The organism is Desulfobacula phenolica (genome assembly GCF_900105645.1).
Classification (GTDB): Bacteria; Desulfobacterota; Desulfobacteria; order Desulfobacterales; family Desulfobacteraceae; genus Desulfobacula; species Desulfobacula toluolica.
Genome location: NZ_FNLL01000003.1, coordinates 22,190 through 37,761, shown reverse-complemented (window position 1 = coordinate 37,761; position 15,572 = coordinate 22,190). Strand labels below are relative to the sequence as shown.

Genomic DNA, 15,572 nt, shown 5'->3' with positions numbered 1-15,572 from the left:
TTATTGCTCCTTTTTGTTGTCATAAGGATTTTATATTCCTATAGCACAGGTCGAGGGAATAATCCTGCTTTTTCTACAATTTGGGGAACCTTTTCTTCCCATTCAATAGCCATAATATGAAATCCGTGTACGCCTTTGACTTCTTTTAATCTTTGAATGGATTCTACGGCTATTCTTATGCCTTCTTCGGGCTGCTCTTCCTTGGAGACACCTTCCATTCGCTTGATAACCTCATCAGGCACATCCATGCCCGGCACTTTGTTTTTCATATATTTGGCCATACCGGCTGATTTCATGGGTGTGATCCCGGCCAAAAGATGCACCTGTTCATCCAGTCCCCTGTCACACATCATTTCCATATATTTTTCAAACTTATCCAGATTAAAAATACACTGGGTCTGGATAAAATCAGCACCTGCCCTTACTTTTTTGGCCAGCCTCATAACCCTGAGTTCAAAGGGATCGGCAAATGGATTGGCAGCAGCTCCAATAAACATTTTCGGAGGAGTTTTAATATCTGCTCCACCCTGGAATTTGCCTTCATCCCTCATTTTTTTAACCGTTTGAACCAATTGAACCGAATCCAGATCAAATACGCCATTTGCCATGGGATGATCACCGAATTTCGCATGATCGCCGGACAGGCACATCATGGTGTTAATTCCAAGAGAATAAGCCCCTATAATATCGCTTTGCATGGCCAGACGATTTCTATCTCTTGTGACCATCTGCAAAATGGGGTCCAGTCCCATCTGCTTGATAATAACGCCTGCCGCCCAACTGGACATTCGCACCATGGCGGTCTGGTTGTCTGTTACATTGACGGCATCAACATGATCTTTTATAAGATTTGCCTTTTCTCTTACTATTTCAGGAATTGCGCCCCTGGGAGGACCGACCTCAGATGTCACTGCAAGGTTTCCAGATGCCAATACTTTTTCCAGTTTGCTTTCAGTCTTCATAATGACAAATCCTCTCTGATTATTTTTCTGGGTCCGCCGCCGCCTGCAGGTCTCCAATCTTTAGCTTCCATAATTTCTTCATACCGTTTTTCCATTCCAAGTGCCTTTAATCTTTCCCAGATCAAACACCAGGCACAGTCAACATCGGGAGAAATTTCACACATGCTGTTGGAGGTTCCGCCGCATGGACCGTTGAGCAGATGTTTGGAACATCTTGAAACAGGACAGATGCCACCTGTGATGCCCAGCAGACAATCACCGCATCCCTGGCATCTTTCCGCCCAGATTCCCTGGGATTCGGATGCGCCCATAAATTTTGTATTTACCGCAGGAAACACGGGTTTATCCTTATACCGTTCGGCAATGGTCTGCACGCCACACCCGCAGGCCATGGACAAAACAGCATCGGCTCTGTCAATTTCAGATACAAGTTCTTCCACATATTCAGGATCACATTGTCTTTCCAGTGTTATTTCCTTGATATCAATCGTCTTGCCCTGTTTTAAACAATTCAGGTGAAGGGCTGATGCTAAAAGACCGACTTCTTTTCTTCCACCGGCTGCACAGACAGTCACACATTCATTACAACCAACCAGAAGAATCCGGTCATAGGGTGAAATATATTCTATAATTTCTTTTAATGGTTTTTGCTCTGCTGTTATCATATTCTTATCTCCGAAGATTTAATCATCAAATAGCTGCCTTCTGATGGTTATCTGTGTTGATATATTTAACGGGACTGGGTCCCAGTTGTTTTATTTTTTCAGTAAATTCGCTGGCGGTACGGGCAAAAAGTTCACCCATTCCAGCCGACATCCTGATCATTTCCACCCGTTCTTTTTCCCAGCCAAGTTCTTCCAGGATTTTTTGTACATGTGCGACCCTGTATCCTGCACGGGTATTTCCATTTTTAAAATGGCAGTCCCCTTCAAGGCATCCGGCAACATAAACACCGTCCGCTCCTTTTTCAAGGGCTTTCATGATATGGATGGCATCCACTTTTCCCGTGCATGGCACACGGATGATTTTTACGTTTGGCGGATAGGATATCCTTTTGCTGCCTGCCATATCAGCAGCAGTATAGGCGCAATAATGACAACAAAATGCGACAATTTCCGGTTCAAAGTTTTCCATTAGTTCACCTCCCCAAACAAACCGTCTAATTTGGCCAAAATCTGATCGTCTTCATAAGCAAGCAACTGAATGGCCTTTGCCGGGCAGTCTGCAGCGCAAATTCCACATCCCTGGCATTTGGCCGGATCAATCTGCGAATAACCGTCCTCGTTGATAAACGGAATACCGAACGGACAGGCACGAACACAAACCAGACAGGCAGCACATTTGGCTCCGTCTACTTTGGCTATTGCCGCCCCCAGATTAATTTCTTTTTTAGCCAGCAGGGTTTGTGCCCGTCCTGCTGCGGCATAAGCCTGGGTAATACTCTCCCTGATTGTTTTTGGAGAGTGAGTTGTTCCGGCTATAAAATTTCCCCTCACAGACATATCAACCGGACGAAGCTTCACATGATCCTCAAGAAAATAGTTGTCTTCTGTTCTTGACAGATGGAACATCATACCCAGATCTTCCGTGGTTTCATCATCGGCAATCATCCCGGTGCTAAGGGCAAGATAATCCGCATCAATTTGAATCTTTCTGCCAAGGATCGTATCATCCACAAGAACGGACACCTGATCGTTTTCCAACAACACTTCCGGTTTATTATCTAAAGAGAACCGGATAAATTTTATATCCAGATTTCTGGCTTGCCTGTAATAATCTTCCTGAAAACCATAGGTACGAATATCTCTGTATAAAACATAAATTTCCGCGTAAGGATTAATGGCTTTAATTCGCAAAGCATTTTTAATGGCAGTCTGGCAGCAAACTCTTGAACAATTGGGGTTGCCGGGTTCTCTTGATCCAACACATTGAATCATCACCACCTGGTTCATGGCTTTAATTCTTTCAGGATCATCTTCAATCAAGGCATCCAGTTCAAGCTGAGTGGCAATATTGTCATGGGTTCCAAGGCCATACTCATCCGGCCTGTTTGGCAGGGCACCCGTGGCAAAAATGGTCACCCCGTGATTGAGCTGCATATAGTTCATTCTTGCACCAGTCTGGATACCGGTTGTAAACCGCCCCGGCACACCTGAATGATCTACGACAATGGTCCGTGTCATAACCTGGATATTTTTATTGGCTGACACATCTTTTATCAATTGATCAATAAACGGAGCTACTTCGTCCCCTTCGATTGTCCGTCTGATGGATTTTGCCACGCCTCCCAGATTAGGGTTGCGTTCCAGAAGATAGACCCTAATGCCCTGACCTGCCAGTTGAAGTGCTGCCGTCATTCCGGTAACACCACCACCCACAACCAATGCATTCTGATTCATGGGCAAGGTCTGATCCATCAAAGGCCTGCTTTTGCAAACACCGCTGACACCGATCTGCAGCAGCTTGAACGCCTTGTCCAGAGCCTGCTCCGGCTGTCCCATATGGGTCCAGGTGTTCTGATCTCTTAAATTGACGATTTCCACCAGATATTTGTTTAATCCCGCACGGCGCATCAGATCCTGAAACTTGGTTTCATGAGTCCTGGGAGAACAACCCCCGATCACCACCCGGTTTAAATTATTGTTTTTAATTGATTCTTCAATCAGGGCCATGGACTCTTTGCTGCACCCATACCCTACGGCCTGTGAAACTGCCACATTGGGAAGGGTTCCGGCAAATTGAACCATTTTGTCAACATCCACCACGCCACCTATTTCCAGTCCGCAGTCACACACAAAAACCCCTATTTTGGGTTCCTCTTCTGAAACATCTCTTTCCGGCATAAAATCAATATCAGTTTCAGGCAGATCCATGACAGCAGGCAGGTCGGATGACGCCATGCTTGCAGCAGCACTTGCCTGAACTATTGTTTCGGGAATATCTTTGGGACTCTCGGCCACACCGCAAACATATACACCTGGTCTTGATGTCATAACCGGGTTAAAATTATTTGTCTTTGCAAAATTATGGACGTTTAAGTCAATCCCCAGGCGGGATGCAAGATCAATGTTTGTTTCACAGACCCTGAACCCGGTTGAAAGCACAACCATGTCAAAATCTTCTGTTATGCGGCGAGCTTCTTCTTCCAGGGTATAGGTGATGGAAAGATCTTGAGTTTCGCTGTCTTCATAAATGGAATGAGGCCGGCAGCGGATCATCCGGATGCCATAATCATTTTTGGCCCGGTTAAAATAAAGTTCATAATCTTTGCCATAGGTCCGCATATCCATATAGAAAATGGTAGTTTCAATACTTTCGGCAAATCTTTCTTTTGTTACAATGGCTTCTTTTAAGGCATACATGCAGCAAACCCCGGAACAATAAGGCACATCAGCCTTATTAATTCCTCTTGATCCGACACATTGTATCCATGCCACTTTTTTAGGCCTTTTTTTATCTGAAACCCTTACAAGATCGCCCTGAAAAGGCCCGGAAGCCGACATGATCCGTTCATACTCCAGACCGGTTACAACATTATCAAACCGGCCCCCGCCGAAATTATCCAGCACAGAAGGATCAAACAATTCAGCCCCGACGCTTAACACGACCGATGCCGCGTCAATGGTAGTTGTCTTTTGGGTATCATCCGGAAGAATGGCATCTGCCTTGCACACCTTCTGCAAAGCCGCCACATCTGTTATTTTTTCCATATCAATGGAAAAAGCATAAGGGGTTGCCTGAGGATATCGCATGCAGGTAGGCGCACGCGGATCAAGTCCGGGGGTAAATCGAACCGCATCGGGATAATGTTTGTGGCACTCTCCGCATGCCGTACATTTATCCATATCAATATATCTTGGCTCGGTAACAAGCTTGGCCTTAAAATCACCAGCCTCACCAGTCAACTCTTCAAGCCGGGTCATTGGTTGTAAATCCAGATGGATCTGTCTTGTATTTTCGGACAAATGGGGAGATACCGTACATAAATCACAATTATTGGTTGGAAACGTTCGGTCCAACTGGGTCATCAACCCGCCAATGGAATATGATTTATCAATGAGTACGACATTTCGGCGGGATTCAGCCAAATCCAATGCCGCACGGATGCCTCCGACACCACCACCGATAACAAGCACACTCTTATCATGTTGAATATTTTTAAGCTTTTGCATGGGTAACCTGTTTTTATTTATGGTATCCATCATCTGTAATGGGTTCACACAGATAATTAAAGATGGATGAGTTTATGTTAAAGCCCTGCACAGTCCAGTATTGCCGGCAAACGGTCTTCCCAGCCAGAGGCGGAAATCTTTACCCCCTGAACCTGGCTTTGAAGTTCCTTGATCATTTCTCCTGCAATATTGATACATTCTGTTTCCCGATCCTTTGATTTGCGTATCCGGGTAATCGTTGCCTCAGACAATTTTGAAGCAGGATCATTAATTGAAATGTAGCGGGCCATACCAACATTTTTCAACATGTAAACCGTGGCAATCACCGGTACATTCAATGATTTGAATTTATTTAAAATTTGAACATAGCCGTCAATATCAAAAACAGGGGGGACCATTATATATTGTGCCCCTGCCTCTACCTTTTCCCCGGCACTTTGAAATTCTATTTCAAGATGGTCATCGTTTCGGATGGGTTGAACCTGGCATCCTGTGAAGAATTCAGGTTTTCCTTTTAATTCAAAACCGGCAAGGTCCGTTCCTCTTTGAAGAGTATTGAGCATGATCAGCAAATCCAGTTCATTAAGATCATCAACCGGCTTGGCATTCTGATGATCACCATGGCTTATTGCCTCACCTTGCACAACCAGAAGGTTGTTTACCCCAAGAATATGAGCTGCAAGCATATCTCCCTGAAGGGCCATCCTGTTGCGATCCCTGCCATAGATGTGAATCATGGGCTCCATCCCCTGCTGCCGGATAATCGCACCGCCGGCAAGGGCGCTCATGTGCATGACGCCGTTATCCATGCCTGGAATTACCACGGCATCTATTCTGGATTTAAGGTGTCTCACATTGGTTACAAGATCTGATATATCAACTCCTTTGGGGGTATTTATTTCGGCAAGTACAACAAAATCCCCTTGGGAAAGTTTATTTTGAAGAGTCATTTATTCATCCTTTTTATTTTCAAAAAGCTTTGGGTTTAACTCTCATCAACAATTCACATAACTTAAACAAACAAAATTGTTAAATAGCAGAAACCATGCCAAGCTCAAAATGAACACAATTTATCTTTAAATACAATGACTAATACAATTTTAAATCCAAGAAGTTCGCTATAATGAACAAATATTTAGAACATTTTCAAAAAAACTATTAGAAAATCCTCAATATTTTGAAATTATTCTAAACTTTTTTTATTTTAATATAAGGAAATGGACCTTCAGGACTGATAAATTCTTAAGTTTACTTTTAACACAAATTTGCGCTACTATTATATTTGCGACACTATTTAAGTTATTCATTAAAACTCAATCAAACAACAAAGGTTTCTCTTTAATGCATTTTATCCTGGCCGCAGTCGTTTCAGCCATACTTTTTGGTTCCTCCACACCCATTGGCAAACTATTGCTCGACACCCTCACCCCTTTTCAACTGGCGGGTCTTTTGTATGTTGGCGCTGCCATAGGAGTCTTGCCCTTTTCTGTGTTTGCAGGCAATCGTGTCAGTATCAAAACTCTTGATAAAAAAAACACCTGCAGGCTTGCAGGTGCTATCGGGTTTGGCGGGATTATAGGCCCTGTGCTGCTGTTGATGGGACTTCAAAAAGGGTCTGGTGCTTCCGTGTCAATGTGGCTGAACCTGGAACTGATTGCCACGGCTGTCCTGGGATACCTGGTGTTCCGGGATCACCTGGGACGATTCGGGTGGATAGGGGTTGGCGGGACCTTGCTTGCATCTGTTTTATTGTCCTGGCACGAAGGCCCCATTGGTTTTATGGCCCTGCTTTTAGTTACAGGTGCCTGCATTTGCTGGGCTCTTGACAACCATCTAACAGCATTGATAGATACAATCACCCCTTCCCAAAGCACGTTCTGGAAAGGGGTAACAGCAGGAAGCCTGAACCTGGCCATTGCCTTTATAGCAGAGCCTTATTCAAAAAATATCCCGGCCATCCTCTTTGCCCTCATGGTCGGGATTTTTGCCTATGGATTCAGTATCAGCCTTTATATCACGGCAGCACAAAATCTGGGGGCGACCCGAAGCCAGATGATTTTTGCAACGGCACCGTTTTTCGGAGTGGCATTGTCTGCCCTGATTTTACATGAACGCATCGCACCTGTCCAGATGGCAGCAGCCCTGGTTCTAATAATTTCCCTGTTCACACTTTTCCTGGACAAGCATACCCACATTCATGTCCATGGCCCCTTGAAACACAAACATTTGCACCATCATGATGATGACCATCACACCCACACTCATTCAAGCAAAAAAGAAAAAATTGCCCACCTCCACTGGCATTACCACGAACCGGTTTTACACTCACACCCTCACTGGCCGGATATCCATCACAGGCATAAATCCGGTCATACTGATAAAACATAAGTAAAATCAGCAATGTCCGCCCCAGAAACCAGGCGCCTCATTTCTTGAACGGGTCCAGGTTGCATCAGGAATGGAAATCACAATCCCATATTGTCAGAGTGCCTGCCAACACAACGAGAATGGCAACATTCAATATATGGACTTACAAAGGTACTGCAAAAAAATTAGTTTGGTATATGGAACAGGATTTAAGAAAAGGTAATCAAAAGAATGGTAAACAAAACAAATCTTACGGCTGTCAAACACAAAACACAGAGCCGGACTTACAACTTTTCTTGCCAGGCACTCTTTAGATAATATAGTGAAAAGACTTGAAAAAGTCAATGATTGTGTCTGCTTTAAAATTAAAACGACTTCTTTCTTGTTCAACAGTTCAAAACAGTTTAAAATACATTTTTTTAAACAGTCACTCGGTATTTCAGGCAGTATTTTAAAGATAACTGCAACGGGCAGACCTGGTCTTTAAGCTTGGTTTGCCCACAACAAAGATTGAAAGTCTTTGTTTGGATTTTTGAAGACTTTCATATAAAAAAAAAAGGGGTAACTTGTGAAAAAAACAATCATTATGCTGATCATCCTGTGGATGACCGGGATATGTCCGGCAGATGAGGCATCAATCATCTCAACCGATTTTTCTTTAAGGGACACTCCAAAATATGGTCAGGGATTTACCCATTTTGACTATGTTAATCCCAATGCCCCCAAAGGCGGATCAGTAACCCTTTCCACCACAGGCACCTTTGACAGTTTCAACCGTTACGCTCAAAGGGGAGATGCCGCTGCAGGCAGTGAACAGCTGTATGACACCCTGATGACGCCTTCTGATGATGAAATTGATGTACTCTACCCCTTGATTGCAGAAAAAATAGAATATTCAAAAGACTATACATGGATTATTTTTACCATCAATAAAAACGCCCGGTTTCAGGATAAAAAACCCATTACCTCAGCAGATGTAGTGTTTACCTTTAACACTTTCATGACCCAGGGAGTGCCGCAGTTTAAAAGCTATTATAAAAATGTCTCCCATGTTGAGGCCTTAGATACACACAGGGTAAAATTCACCCTTAAAAAAAGCCGGCTGGAATTGCTGCACTCTCTTGCAGGGCTTGCCATACTGCCAAAACATTACTGGGAGACAAGAGATTTTTCAGCTCCCACCACCGATGTGCCACTGGGCAGTTCCGGGTTTACCATTGATGCCTATAAAATGGGGCAGTATGTGGTGATCAAGCGGTTAAAAGACTACTGGGCAAAGGATTTGCCGGTCAACAAGGGACGACATAATTTTGATTTGATCCGGTACGACTATTACAAGGACGAAATTGTCACCCTGGAAGCCTTTAAAGCAGGAGAGTTTGATTTCAGGATGGAAAATGTGGCCAAGCAATGGGCCACCATGTATAAAGGGGATTATTTTGATCAGCACCACATCATAAAAGAAGAAATTGCCCATGATATTCCCCAGGCCATGCAGGCGCTGATCTTTAATACCCAAAAAGAGGTGTTCAAAGATGTGAGGGTTCGAGAAGCACTGACCTATGCCATGGATTTTGAATGGATGAACCAGCATCTTTTTTACAACCAGTATACCAGGACCCGCAGCTTTTTCCAGAATACCGAGTATCAAGCAAAGGGACTGCCGTCCAAGGATGAGATTGCCTGCCTTGAACCTGTGAAAGACAAAATTCCGCCACGGGTTTATACCAGTGAATATCAACCGCCTGTAACCGACGGCAGCGGCAATATCAGGTCTCAGTTGAGGACGGCTCTTGGCATCCTGAAAAAAGCGGGCTGGCAAATCTCCAACCGGAAAATGACCCATCAAAAAACCGGACAACTCATGGAGTTCGAGTTGCTGCTTTACAGCCCCACCATGGAACGCATTGCCATACCGTTCCAGGACAACCTGAAAAAACTGGGCATCACCCTGAATATCCGGCGGGTGGATACCACCCAGTTTATCAACCGGATGCGGGCACGGGATTTTGACATGATTACAGGCCAGTATGCGGCCAACCCGTTTCCATCTTCCAATTTGAAAATCGTCTGGCATTCAAACTTTTTTGATTCCACATACAATACCGCAGGGGTTCAAGATCCTGCCATTGATTTTCTCACTGAAAAAATAGACCAGAACCAGACCGACAAAACCGCCCTGCTCCATTACGGCCGGGCACTTGACAGGGTTCTGCAATATAATTTTTTTGTCATCCCGGAATGGCATTTGAGCAAATTCCGGGTGGCCTATTGGAATAAATTTTCAAGACCGGCTGTGCGGCCCAGATATGCCATCGGGTTCATTGACACCTGGTGGATTGACAAGGCCAAGCAGGCGGCACTGCCCAACCGAAACATCACCCAATAACTGCCACGGGCAGACCTGGTCTTTCGCTCAGATTTGCCCGCAACAAAGATTGAAAGTCACTGTTTAAATTTTTGAAGACTTTCATATAAGAAGGATACCCGGCAAAAGACTATCCCGGTAATAAACCATCATGATTTCATACATTATTCGCAGACTGCTGTTGGTCGTTCCCACTCTGATTGCCATTGTTACCATCAATTTTTTCATCATCCAGGTGGCACCAGGCGGCCCTGTGGATCAATTGATTGCCAAGCTTCAGGGCATGGATTCCGGCGTTATGGAACAGGTCACGGGCAGCAAAACCGAACTTACACAAACCAACATGAAAGAAAAAAGCACCTACCGGGGAGCCCAGGGCCTGGACCCGGAAGTGATTGCCGAGATTGAACGCAGGTTCGGGTTTGATAAGCCCATACATGTCCGGTACTTTAAAATGCTCAAGGATTTTATCTGCTTTGATTTCGGTGACAGCCTTTTCAGGGGCAGATCCGTGGTAGAGCTGATTGTGGAAAGGATTCCCGTGTCCGTGTCTCTCGGGCTCTGGAGTACTCTCATTATCCACCTGGTCTGCATCCCCTTAGGAATTAAAAAAGCCTTAAGACACTCTTCGCGCTTTGATGTCTGGACCAGCACGGTGATCATCATAGGCAATGCCATCCCTGTATTTTTATTTGCCATTCTTTTGATCATACTGTTTGCCGGCGGCACCTATTTCAACTGGTTTCCGCTGCGGGGACTGGTTTCCGTGAATTTTGACCAGCTGTCCCTGGTGGGCAAAATCCTGGATTATTTCTGGCACATGGCTCTTCCTACCCTTGCCCTGGTTATCGGAGGATTTGCCACACTCACCTTTTTGACCAAAAACTCTTTTTTAGATGAAATAAGCAAGCAGTATGTGGTAACTGCACGGGCCAAGGGACTGACAGAAAACCGGATTTTATACGGCCATGTGTTCAGAAATGCCATGATTCTGGTGATCGCCAGTTTTCCGTCCGCCTTTATAGGCCTTTTTTTTACCGGCTCCATGCTCATTGAGGTGATCTTTTCTCTGGACGGCATGGGCCTTTTAGGCTTCCAGGCAACGCTCCAGAGAGATTTTCCACTGATGTTTTCCACGCTGTACATTTTTACGCTCATGGGTCTGATATTGTCCATTATCTCTGATATAACCTATACCATTGTTGACCCCAGAATTGATTTTGAGAAAAGAGGATGAGGATAAAAAAAATGATACGGACAAACAAGACATGAAGATGACAAAAATCAACCAGGAAAGATGGAACCGGTTCCGGGCCAACCGACGCGGATACATCTCTTTATATCTTTTTTCTATTTTATTTGTTGTGACGCTTTTTTCAGAACTGATCGCCAATGACAAACCCCTTTTAATCTATTATGATTCCGGACTTTACTGTCCCCTTGTCAAAGAGTATGCAGAAACCGAGTTCGGCGGGGAGTTTGAAGCTCCGGCAGACTATAAAGACCCTTTTGTCATAGACCTGATCAATAAAAAAGGATGGATGATCAACCCTGTCATCCCGTTTTCCTATAACACCATCAACTACAACCTGGACGGCCCAGCCCCTTCGCCGCCATCCCGGACCAACTGGCTGGGCACGGATGACCGTGGACGGGATGTGGTGGCCCGCCTGGTTTACGGGTTCAGGATTTCCGTATTGTTCGGCCTTACCCTGACAATCTGTTCATCCGTGATCGGGATCATGGCAGGTGCCGTGCAGGGTTACTACGGGGGAAGAATCGATATTTTAGGCCAGCGGTTTATCGAAATCTGGTCCAGCCTGCCCACCCTGTTTTTGCTCATCATCCTGTCCAGTGTGGTTCAGCCCAATTTCTGGTGGCTGTTGGGCATCACCCTGATGTTCGGGTGGATGTCTCTTGTGGGGGTGGTGAGGGCGGAATTTTTACGAGGAAGGAATTTCGAATATGTGACTGCGGCAAAAGCTCTTGGCTTAAGCGATATGAAAATCATTATCCGGCATGTACTTCCCAATGCCATGGTGGCTTCCATCACCTTTATGCCCTTTATCCTGGGCGGTTCCATAACCACCCTGACATCCCTGGATTTCCTGGGATTCGGCCTGCCCGTGGGTTCCCCTTCATTAGGAGAACTGCTGGCCCAGGGAAAAGCCAATATGCAGGCACCCTGGCTTGGGTTGTCCGCCTTTATTATACTGTCCCTCATGTTCAGCCTGCTGGTCTTTATCGGCGAAGGCGTCAGGGATGCCTTTGACCCAAGAAAGGTGTATTAGCATATGAACAAATCCCTGCTGACCATAAAAAACCTGAGCATATCCTTTAAACTGGGCGACAGAATCACCCGGGTGGTTGAAAATGCCGACCTTGAGCTAAAAAAAGGGGAAACCCTGGCCCTGGTGGGTGAAAGCGGGTCCGGCAAGACCGTTACAGCCATGTCCATCTTAAGACTGCTGCCGGAATCAGCCATATACCCGACCGGCACTATTGAACTTGACGGTCAAGATTGCCTTGCCATACCCGATGAAGAGATCAGGCACATCCGGGGCAACAGGGTCGGGGTCATCTTCCAGCAGCCCATGACCTCCCTTAACCCCCTTCACCGGATCGGAAAACAGGTCAAAGAATCCATTTTTCTTCACCAGCCTGCTATCTCAGCCCAAAAAGCGAATGAACGAGCCCTTTTCTGGCTGAAAAAAGTGGGGCTGAAAAATCCCGCCAACAAGCTTGTATCATTTCCCCACCAGCTGTCCGGCGGTGAACGGCAGCGGGTCATGATTGCCATGGCCTTGATCAACGAACCCGATATCCTTATCGCCGACGAACCCACCACAGCCCTGGATGTAACAATCCAGGCCCAGATCCTCGACCTTATCAGGGATCTGCAACAGGAAATGGGAATGGCCATACTCTTTATCACCCATGATCTGACCATTGTCAAAAAAATCGCCGACCGGGTGGCTGTCATGAAGAAGGGCATAATTGTGGAAACCGATCATCCTGATAAGATCTTCACCTGCCCTGCCCACCCCTACACACGGCATTTGATCAATTCAGAGCCGACAGGCGGGCCTGACCCGGCAGACGAAGACGATGCCACCCTGGTTGAAGTGGAACACTTAAAGGTCTGGTTCCCCATTCAAAAAGGCATCCTTCGAAGAACCGTGGATCATGTCAAGGCTGTGGATGATATCTGCTTTACCATTAAAAAAGGACACACATTAGGCATTGTAGGCGAGAGCGGGTCCGGCAAATCCACCACAGGGTTTGCCCTTTTAAAACTCAATACCTGCAAAGGAAAAATCCTGCTCGGGGAAAACTCTCTCAATGATATGAGTAAAAACCAGATCAGACAATTGAGAAAAAGAATGCAGATCATTTTCCAGGACCCGTTCGGCAGCCTTAACCCGAGAATGTCAGTGGCCCGGATCATCGGGGAAGGCCTTTCGATCCATCGCCCTGGCATGACCAGAAAACAAGAAGAAAACGAGATTATCCGGGTCATGGAAAAGGTAGGCCTTGATCCCGCAAGCCGGGACCGGTATCCCAATGAATTTTCCGGGGGCCAGCACCAGAGAATCGCCATTGCACGGGCCTTGATCCTGAAGCCCGAGTTCATGGTGCTGGATGAGCCCACATCCTCCCTTGATCGTTCCGTCCAGTTCCAGGTGCTGAAACTGCTCAAGCAACTGCAAAAAGAGTTTCACCTGACCTATGTTTTCATCAGCCATGACCTCAAGGTTGTCAAATCTCTGTGCCATGACATTGTGGTAATGAAAGACGGCAAAATTGTAGAAACCGGCAGTTCAAAAAAAATATTTTCTCATCCGGAACAAGAGTACACCAGACTGCTGATTGCCACGGCATTTCATTAAAAAACTGATTTAATTTTTACGGTATGAAATAAATATTATGCTAATATTACTCATTTTTTAAAAAAATTAGGGGTTTTTACCTATTGCTTTTTTCATCATCCTTTTATACAAACAAACGGCATAAAAAATTGCCTGATTACAGACATTTCAAAGATCCGTCATAGTAATCGACAGGGCGAAGCTATGCAAAATCCCCAATTTAAAGATCCAGCGGACTTTTTGATTCCTTGAGTGTCCTTGATTTGACGGTATGGGTATAGATCATTGTTGTCCGGACATCGCTGTGTCCCAGAAGTTCCTGGATGGTCCGGATATCATAGTTTGCCTGAAGCAGATGACTTGCAAAACTGTGGCGAAAAGTGTGAGCAGTTGCACGTTTGGTAAGCTGCACTCTATTCACAGCCGATTTGATTGCCTTTTGGACATGACGATTATGCAGATGTGAGCGCCGGTATTCATTTGTTTCCGGTACATAAGTCAGTTCTTTAGCCGGAAAAAACCATTGCCAGTTAAATTCCTTACCGGCATTTTTATATTTTCTTTCTATGGCATCAAACATAAATACTCCGGAATAATCCTCTTTCAGGTCCTGCCGATGCAGTTTTTTTACCACATCAACCTGACATGTCAGATCAGACAAAATGGTTTCCGGTAAAGGCAGAGTACGATCTTTTTTCCCTTTCCCATCGTGAATGGTTAAAATACCGGTATCAAAATTAAAATTATTCATTCTTATGTTCATACATTCGGACAACCTTAGCCCGCAACCGTATAGCAGTTTTACAATAAGATCATAAGGGTATCTGAGTTTTCCTATGATAAAATCAATCTCCTGCCGGGACAAAACAACAGGAATATATGGCTTTCTTTTGGCCCTGACTACGCCATCAATTCTCCCGAATTCTTTTTTAAGGATATTTCTGAAAAAAAACAAAAGCGCATTAAAAGCCTGGTTCTGTGATGATGCAGAAATGTGCTGTTCGACAGCCAAAAATGTTAAAAAGGCTTTAACATCGTCTGTTGACAATTCTTCAAGCGATTTTGATTGAACAAAATTTTGAAACTTGCTAACCCAAATGCTGTAAGCTTTAAAAGTTTTTGGTGAATAATGTCTCACTTTGATTTCATCACTCAACCCGGTATAAACATATTTCCAATTATTATCAAAAACCACTTCATTCTTATTGTATGAAACAGTCTGTTCGCGAATACTCAGATCTTCTTTTTCAAATCTGTTTTTGGGAGATGGTTTTTCATGCCATTTTGGATGGATACCAAACATTTTATAAAATATAAGTATAGCGTCGTAGGCCTGTTTTTGCTGTTGTTTGGATTGTCTTTTTTCCCGCAATTTGTTTATGAAATGGATTAAACTTTCGGTATTTTTTGGCCTATGGTCATATTTGCTACAAAAATCAATATAATACCGCAACCATTTTCTGAAGAAATTATGATTTTCAGATGGAATCCTATTGGTTATTAATTGTGCATCAAATTGCTTTAATAGTTGTTGAGATATTTTTTTCATCATGGTATCCGTATGTTAATATCACCCCGCGATGAATGATATGCGGTTAGAAACCATAAAATAGAATCCAACAATTGTCAATTAAATCTTTTGGGGATGATGGATATGCGGACAACCGCTCAACTACTTGTTATAGAGCGGCACGGTGGGGCCTTATGATACAATCTTAGCCGTAAACCTCACAAAGAAGAAGAGGACGACAAAATAGTAACAAAGAATTTTGCCGTACCCGTATTTTACCATTTATCATCTTTATATAAAAAGGACCTTAATTAAGGAGATTTC

Annotated in this window: 11 protein-coding genes; 5 read left to right on the top strand and 6 right to left on the bottom strand. The window is 44.5% G+C overall.

Annotated elements, in window-relative coordinates; translation table 11 throughout:
• Positions 1 to 38 precede the first annotated feature (38 nt).
• The 5 genes from BLT94_RS05165 to BLT94_RS05145 all read right to left on the bottom strand — a co-directional run bounded on the left by BLT94_RS05165 (position 39) and on the right by BLT94_RS05145 (position 6,084).
• The gene (locus BLT94_RS05165) at positions 39 to 962 is read right to left on the bottom strand and encodes a methylenetetrahydrofolate reductase (RefSeq protein WP_092231220.1); all 924 of its coding nucleotides are present in this window, start codon (positions 960 to 962) and stop codon (positions 39 to 41) included.
• A complete protein-coding gene (locus tag BLT94_RS05160; RefSeq protein ID WP_014958036.1) occupies positions 959 to 1,627 on the bottom strand; it encodes a methylenetetrahydrofolate reductase C-terminal domain-containing protein in 669 nt (222 codons plus the stop codon). The genes BLT94_RS05165 and BLT94_RS05160 overlap by 4 nt, the downstream gene beginning before the upstream one ends.
• A gap of 25 nt (positions 1,628 to 1,652) precedes the next feature.
• Entirely contained in the window at positions 1,653 to 2,096 is a 444-nt protein-coding gene (locus BLT94_RS05155; RefSeq protein WP_014958037.1) for a hydrogenase iron-sulfur subunit, read from the bottom strand.
• Positions 2,096 to 5,134 (bottom strand): FAD-dependent oxidoreductase, encoded by a 3,039-nt coding sequence (locus tag BLT94_RS05150; protein WP_245742968.1) that lies wholly within the window; start codon positions 5,132 to 5,134, stop codon positions 2,096 to 2,098. Before BLT94_RS05150 ends, BLT94_RS05155 begins: the two co-directional genes overlap by 1 nt.
• A gap of 77 nt (positions 5,135 to 5,211) precedes the next feature.
• Entirely contained in the window at positions 5,212 to 6,084 is an 873-nt protein-coding gene (locus tag BLT94_RS05145; RefSeq protein ID WP_092231214.1) for a methylenetetrahydrofolate reductase, read from the bottom strand.
• 391 nt (positions 6,085 to 6,475) lie between these two features.
• Between BLT94_RS05145 and BLT94_RS05140 the strand changes: the two genes are divergently transcribed.
• The 5 genes from BLT94_RS05140 to BLT94_RS05115 all read left to right on the top strand — a co-directional run bounded on the left by BLT94_RS05140 (position 6,476) and on the right by BLT94_RS05115 (position 13,759).
• Positions 6,476 to 7,522 carry a DMT family transporter gene (locus tag BLT94_RS05140; protein ID WP_092231211.1) on the top strand — a complete coding sequence of 349 codons (1,047 nt, stop codon included), beginning with the start codon at positions 6,476 to 6,478 and terminating at the stop codon, positions 7,520 to 7,522.
• 547 nt (positions 7,523 to 8,069) lie between these two features.
• Positions 8,070 to 9,890, top strand: a complete 1,821-nt coding sequence (locus BLT94_RS05130) for an extracellular solute-binding protein (protein ID WP_092231205.1) — start codon at positions 8,070 to 8,072, stop codon at positions 9,888 to 9,890.
• Positions 9,891 to 10,020: 130 nt separating this feature from the next.
• The gene (locus BLT94_RS05125) at positions 10,021 to 11,106 is read left to right on the top strand and encodes a microcin C ABC transporter permease YejB (protein ID WP_092231202.1); all 1,086 of its coding nucleotides are present in this window, start codon (positions 10,021 to 10,023) and stop codon (positions 11,104 to 11,106) included.
• Entirely contained in the window at positions 11,090 to 12,160 is a 1,071-nt protein-coding gene (locus BLT94_RS05120; RefSeq protein ID WP_245742966.1) for an ABC transporter permease, read from the top strand. The genes BLT94_RS05125 and BLT94_RS05120 overlap by 17 nt, the downstream gene beginning before the upstream one ends.
• Positions 12,161 to 12,163: 3 nt before the next feature.
• Entirely contained in the window at positions 12,164 to 13,759 is a 1,596-nt protein-coding gene (locus BLT94_RS05115) for an ABC transporter ATP-binding protein (RefSeq protein WP_092231199.1), read from the top strand.
• Positions 13,760 to 13,958: 199 nt separating this feature from the next.
• Here the strand turns inward: BLT94_RS05115 and BLT94_RS05110 are convergent, their stop codons facing one another.
• Positions 13,959 to 15,110, bottom strand: a complete 1,152-nt coding sequence (locus BLT94_RS05110) for an integron integrase (protein ID WP_245742964.1) — start codon at positions 15,108 to 15,110, stop codon at positions 13,959 to 13,961.
• Positions 15,111 to 15,572: the final 462 nt, after the last annotated feature.

Coding starts and splice junctions, on each gene's coding strand:
- BLT94_RS05125 (WP_092231202.1), top strand. CDS start 10,021: ATGATTTCATACATTATTCGCAGACTGCTGTTGGTCGTTCCCACTCTG.
- BLT94_RS05145 (WP_092231214.1), bottom strand. CDS start 6,084: ATGACTCTTCAAAATAAACTTTCCCAAGGGGATTTTGTTGTACTTGCC.
- BLT94_RS05155 (WP_014958037.1), bottom strand. CDS start 2,096: ATGGAAAACTTTGAACCGGAAATTGTCGCATTTTGTTGTCATTATTGC.
- BLT94_RS05140 (WP_092231211.1), top strand. CDS start 6,476: ATGCATTTTATCCTGGCCGCAGTCGTTTCAGCCATACTTTTTGGTTCC.
- BLT94_RS05165 (WP_092231220.1), bottom strand. CDS start 962: ATGAAGACTGAAAGCAAACTGGAAAAAGTATTGGCATCTGGAAACCTT.
- BLT94_RS05115 (WP_092231199.1), top strand. CDS start 12,164: ATGAACAAATCCCTGCTGACCATAAAAAACCTGAGCATATCCTTTAAA.
- BLT94_RS05150 (WP_245742968.1), bottom strand. CDS start 5,134: ATGCAAAAGCTTAAAAATATTCAACATGATAAGAGTGTGCTTGTTATC.
- BLT94_RS05160 (WP_014958036.1), bottom strand. CDS start 1,627: ATGATAACAGCAGAGCAAAAACCATTAAAAGAAATTATAGAATATATT.